This is a genomic window from Mycobacterium sp. TH-M25 (assembly GCF_057473665.1).
The window spans coordinates 1-4,145 of sequence record NZ_JBYCLA010000106.1; the positions used below are offsets into that span (position 1 = coordinate 1).

At 69.6% G+C, this 4,145-nt stretch carries 3 protein-coding genes and 1 pseudogene; all 4 read left to right on the top strand.

The genetic code is table 11. The annotated features are described in order from the left end of the window. Positions 1-379: pseudogene (locus AC2VOU_RS03730) on the top strand (glutamyl-tRNA reductase); the annotation flags it as partial. A 13-nt stretch (positions 380-392) separates the two neighbouring features. Next, positions 393-1,319, top strand: a complete 927-nt coding sequence (gene hemC, locus AC2VOU_RS03735; RefSeq protein WP_486956139.1) for a hydroxymethylbilane synthase — start codon at positions 393-395, stop codon at positions 1,317-1,319. A 34-nt stretch (positions 1,320-1,353) separates the two neighbouring features. After that, positions 1,354-3,018, top strand: coding sequence for a bifunctional uroporphyrinogen-III C-methyltransferase/uroporphyrinogen-III synthase (locus AC2VOU_RS03740; RefSeq protein WP_486956137.1), 1,665 nt, complete (start codon positions 1,354-1,356; stop codon positions 3,016-3,018). 10 nt (positions 3,019-3,028) lie between these two features. Further along, the gene (gene hemB, locus AC2VOU_RS03745; RefSeq protein ID WP_486956138.1) at positions 3,029-4,006 is read left to right on the top strand and encodes a porphobilinogen synthase; all 978 of its coding nucleotides are present in this window, start codon (positions 3,029-3,031) and stop codon (positions 4,004-4,006) included. Positions 4,007-4,145 lie beyond the last annotated feature (139 nt).

Consider the following 4,145-nt stretch of genomic DNA (forward strand, 5'->3'; position numbering starts at 1 on the left):
CGCCGACGCCGCTCGTCACCTGGTCGCCGCCGAAGTTGCCACCTTCCTGGCCGGCCAGCGGATGGCCGAAGTCACCCCGACGGTGACCGCGCTGCGCCAGCGGGCCGCCGACGTCGTCGAGGCCGAACTGCTACGCCTCGACAACCGACTGCCCGGCCTGGAAGCCGGCCAGCGCGACGAGGTCGCCCGCACGGTGCGCCGCGTCGTCGACAAGCTGTTGCACGCGCCGACGGTACGGATCAAGCAGCTGGCCAGCGCGCCCGGCGGCGACAGCTACGCCGAGGCCCTCAGGGAACTGTTCGAACTCAATCAGACCGCCGTCGATGCCGTCGCCAACGCGGGCGAATTGTCCGTTTTGCCAAGAGATTCCGCTGAGTAGCCGCTTGCCCGAGGTGATCCGGATAGGTACCCGTGGCAGCTTGCTGGCCACCACCCAGGCCGGCGGCATCCGCGATGCCCTGCGGGCCAAGGGCCGGCACGCCGAGCTGGTGATCGTCAGCACCGCCGGTGATCAGTCACACGAACCGATCGCCGATATCGGTGTCGGCGTTTTCACCGCTGCGCTACGGGAAGCGATCGCCGCCGGCGAAGTCGACATGGCCGTGCATTCCTACAAAGATCTGCCGACCGCGCCGGACGACAGGTTCGTGATCGCGGCGATTCCGCGGCGGGAAGATCCGCGGGATGCGCTGGTGGCCCGCGACGGGTTGGTGCTGGGAGAGCTGCCGAACGGCGCAATCGTGGGCACGTCGTCGCCCCGGCGGGCTGCGCAGCTTAGAGCACTGGGTCTCGGTTTGGAAATTCGCCCCCTACGAGGCAACCTAGACACCAGGTTGAACAGGGTAAGCAGTGGCGATCTGGACGCGATCGTGGTTGCCCGGGCGGGTCTGACCCGGCTGGGTCGTCTCGACGATGTCACCGAGACGCTGGAGCCGGTGCAGATGTTGCCGGCGCCGGGTCAAGGAGCGCTCGCCGTCGAGTGTCGAGCTGGGGATTCCCGGCTCGCGACACTGCTCGCGGAGCTGGACGACGCCGACACCCGTGCGGCCGTCACCGCCGAGCGGACCCTGCTCGCCGAACTGGAGGCGGGTTGTTCCGCGCCGGTGGGGGCGATCGCGGAAGTGGTCGAGTCCATCGACGAGGACGGCCACATCTTCGAGGAGTTGTCGCTGCGCAGCTGTGTGGCGGCACTGGACGGATCCGACGTGATCCGCGCGTCCGGTGTCGGAAGTCCGGATCGGGCACGAGAGCTCGGGCTCTCGGTGGCCGCCGAGCTGTTCGACCTGGGGGCACGGGAAGTCATGTCGAGCGCGCGGTAACGCACGCGCGCCAACAAGGTAGGTAGGAGCGACGATGACGACGCGAGGGCGCAAGCCGCGGCCCGGCCGCATCATGTTCGTGGGCTCGGGTCCAGGCGACCCAGCCCTACTGACGACGCGGGCCGCTGCGGTGCTGGCCAATGCCCCCCTGGTGTTCATTGACCCCGACGTGCCCGAGCCGGTGCTGGCGTTGATCGGCAAGGACTTGCCGCCGGTCTCTGGGCCCGCCCCGGCTGCGACGCCGGTCGGGGAGGCCGGCGACGGCACTGCAGGCGCCGACGCGGGCGATCAACCCGCCGCGGTGATGTCGGTGGGGCCCGACATCCGGCCTGCCCTGGGCGATCCGGCCGAGGTGGCCAAGACGCTGGTGGCCGAGGCCCGCACCGGAGCCGACGTCGTACGGCTGGTCTCCGGTGATCCGCTGTCGGTGGACGCGGTGATCACCGAGGTGAACACCGTGGCCCGCAGCAACCTGCTCTTCGAGATCGTGCCGGGCTTGGCTGCCAGCGCCGCAGCTCCGACCTACGCCGGGCTGCCGCTGGGCTCGTCGCACACCGTCGCCGACGTTCGTGACCCCGACGTCGACTGGGGTGCTCTGGCCGCCGGGCCGGGTCCGCTGATCCTGCAGGCCACCTCTTCGCACGTGGCCGACGCGGCCCGGACGCTGATCGAATACGGCCTGTCCGACACCACGCCCTGCGTGGTCACCTCGTCGGGCACCACCTGCGCGCAGCGCTCGGTGGAGTCGACGCTGGGCGGTCTGACCGATACGACGCTGCTGCTCGCCGCCGACGACGCGGCGCCCGCGCCGGTCATCGTCACCATCGGCAAGACGGTCGCCAACCGAGCCAAGCTGAACTGGTGGGAAAGCCGCGCGCTGTACGGCTGGACCGTGCTGGTGCCGCGCACCAAGGATCAGGCCGGCGAGATGAGCGAGCGGCTGACCGCGCACGGCGCGCTCCCGATCGAGGTGCCGACCATCGCCGTCGAGCCGCCGCGCAGCCCCGCGCAAATGGAGCGCGCGGTCAAAGGCCTGGTCGACGGACGTTACCAGTGGGTGGTGTTCACCTCTACCAACGCGGTGCGCGCGGTGTGGGAGAAGTTCTGCGAGTTCGGCCTGGACGCCCGCGCGTTCTCCGGCGTCAAGATCGCCTGCGTCGGCGAATCGACCGCCGACCGGGTCCGCGCGTTGGGGATCAGCCCCGAGCTGGTGCCCTCCGGCGAGCAGTCGTCGCTGGGTCTGCTGGACGAATTCCCGGACTACGACAGCATCTTCGACCCGGTGAACCGGGTTCTGCTGCCGCGCGCCGACATCGCCACCGAGACGCTGGCCGAGGGTCTACGCGAACGCGGTTGGGAGATCGAAGACGTCACCGCCTACCGGACCGTGCGGGCTGCGCCGCCGCCGGCTGCCACCCGCGAGATGATCAAGACCGGTGGCTTCGACGCGGTGTGCTTCACGTCCAGCTCGACGGTGCGCAACCTGGTCGGCATCGCCGGCAAGCCGCACGCGCGCACCATCGTCGCCTGCATCGGCCCGAAAACCGCTGAGACTGCCGCCGAATTCGGTCTGCGCGTCGACGTGCAGCCCGAAACCGCCGCGGTCGGTCCGCTGATCGAGGCGCTGGCCGAGCATGCCGCCCGGCTGCGCGCCGAGGGTGCGCTGCCGCCGCCGCGTAAGAAGAGCCGCAGGCGCTAGGAGTATCCCGATGTACCCCCGGCAGCGTCCGCGTCGACTCCGGTCGACTGCGGCGCTGCGCCGATTGGTGGCGCAGACATCGCTGGAACCACGACATGTGGTGCTGCCGATGTTCGTTGCCGACGGCATCGACGAGCCAGCACCGATCGCTTCTATGCCGGGCGTGTACCAACACACCCGCGACTCGTTGCGCAAAGCCGCGCACGACGCGGTAGCCGCCGGAGTGGGCGGGCTGATGCTGTTCGGTGTGCCTCGCGCCGAGGACAAAGATGCGGCCGGGTCGGCGGGAACGGATCCCGACGGCATCCTCAACCTCGCGCTGCGCGACCTGAGCAGAGATCTCGGTGACTCGACGGTGCTGATGGCCGACACCTGCCTCGACGAATTCACCGACCACGGTCACTGCGGTGTGCTCGACGAGTGCGGCCGCGTCGACAACGACGCTACCCTGATGCGCTATGTACAACTAGCGGTGGCGCAAGCCGATTCGGGTGCGCACGGGGTAGGGCCGAGCGGCATGATGGACGGCCAGGTGGCGGCCATCCGAGACGGCCTGGACGCCGCCGGCCACACCGACGTGATCATCCTGGCTTACGCGGCCAAGTTCGCATCGGCGTTCTACGGCCCGTTCCGGGAAGCGGTGAGCTCCAGTCTGATGGGCGACCGGCGCACCTACCAGCAGGATCCTGGCAATGCCCGCGAGGCGTTGCATGAAGTGCGGCTCGACCTCGACGAGGGTGCCGACATCGTGATGATCAAACCGGCGATGGGTTATCTGGACATCCTCAAGGCCGCCGCTGAGATTTCACCGGTCCCCGTCGCGGCCTATCAGGTGTCGGGGGAGTACGCGATGATCGCCGCGGCCGCCGCCAACGGCTGGATCGACGAGCGTGGTGCCGCGCTCGAGTCGTTGACCAGCATCCGGCGCGCCGGCGCCGACATCGTGCTCACCTACTGGGCCGCGCACGTGGCCGACTGGTTGTCGTGACCGGTTCCGCGCTGCCCGGGCCGCCACCGCCGCCGAGCCGGCCGGTCGACGTCGACACCGGTTTCTGGCTATGGCTGGTGGCGCTGCCGCTGATGGTGATCGGCTACGCGGCCGATGTCGTCGGCTCGTCGAACGGGCA

Bases quoted from the DNA above. Each gene is read 5' to 3' on its own strand.
- AC2VOU_RS03740 (WP_486956137.1), top strand. From the start codon at position 1,354: ATGACGACGCGAGGGCGCAAGCCGCGGCCCGGCCGCATCATGTTCGTG.
- hemB (WP_486956138.1), top strand. From the start codon at position 3,029: ATGTACCCCCGGCAGCGTCCGCGTCGACTCCGGTCGACTGCGGCGCTG.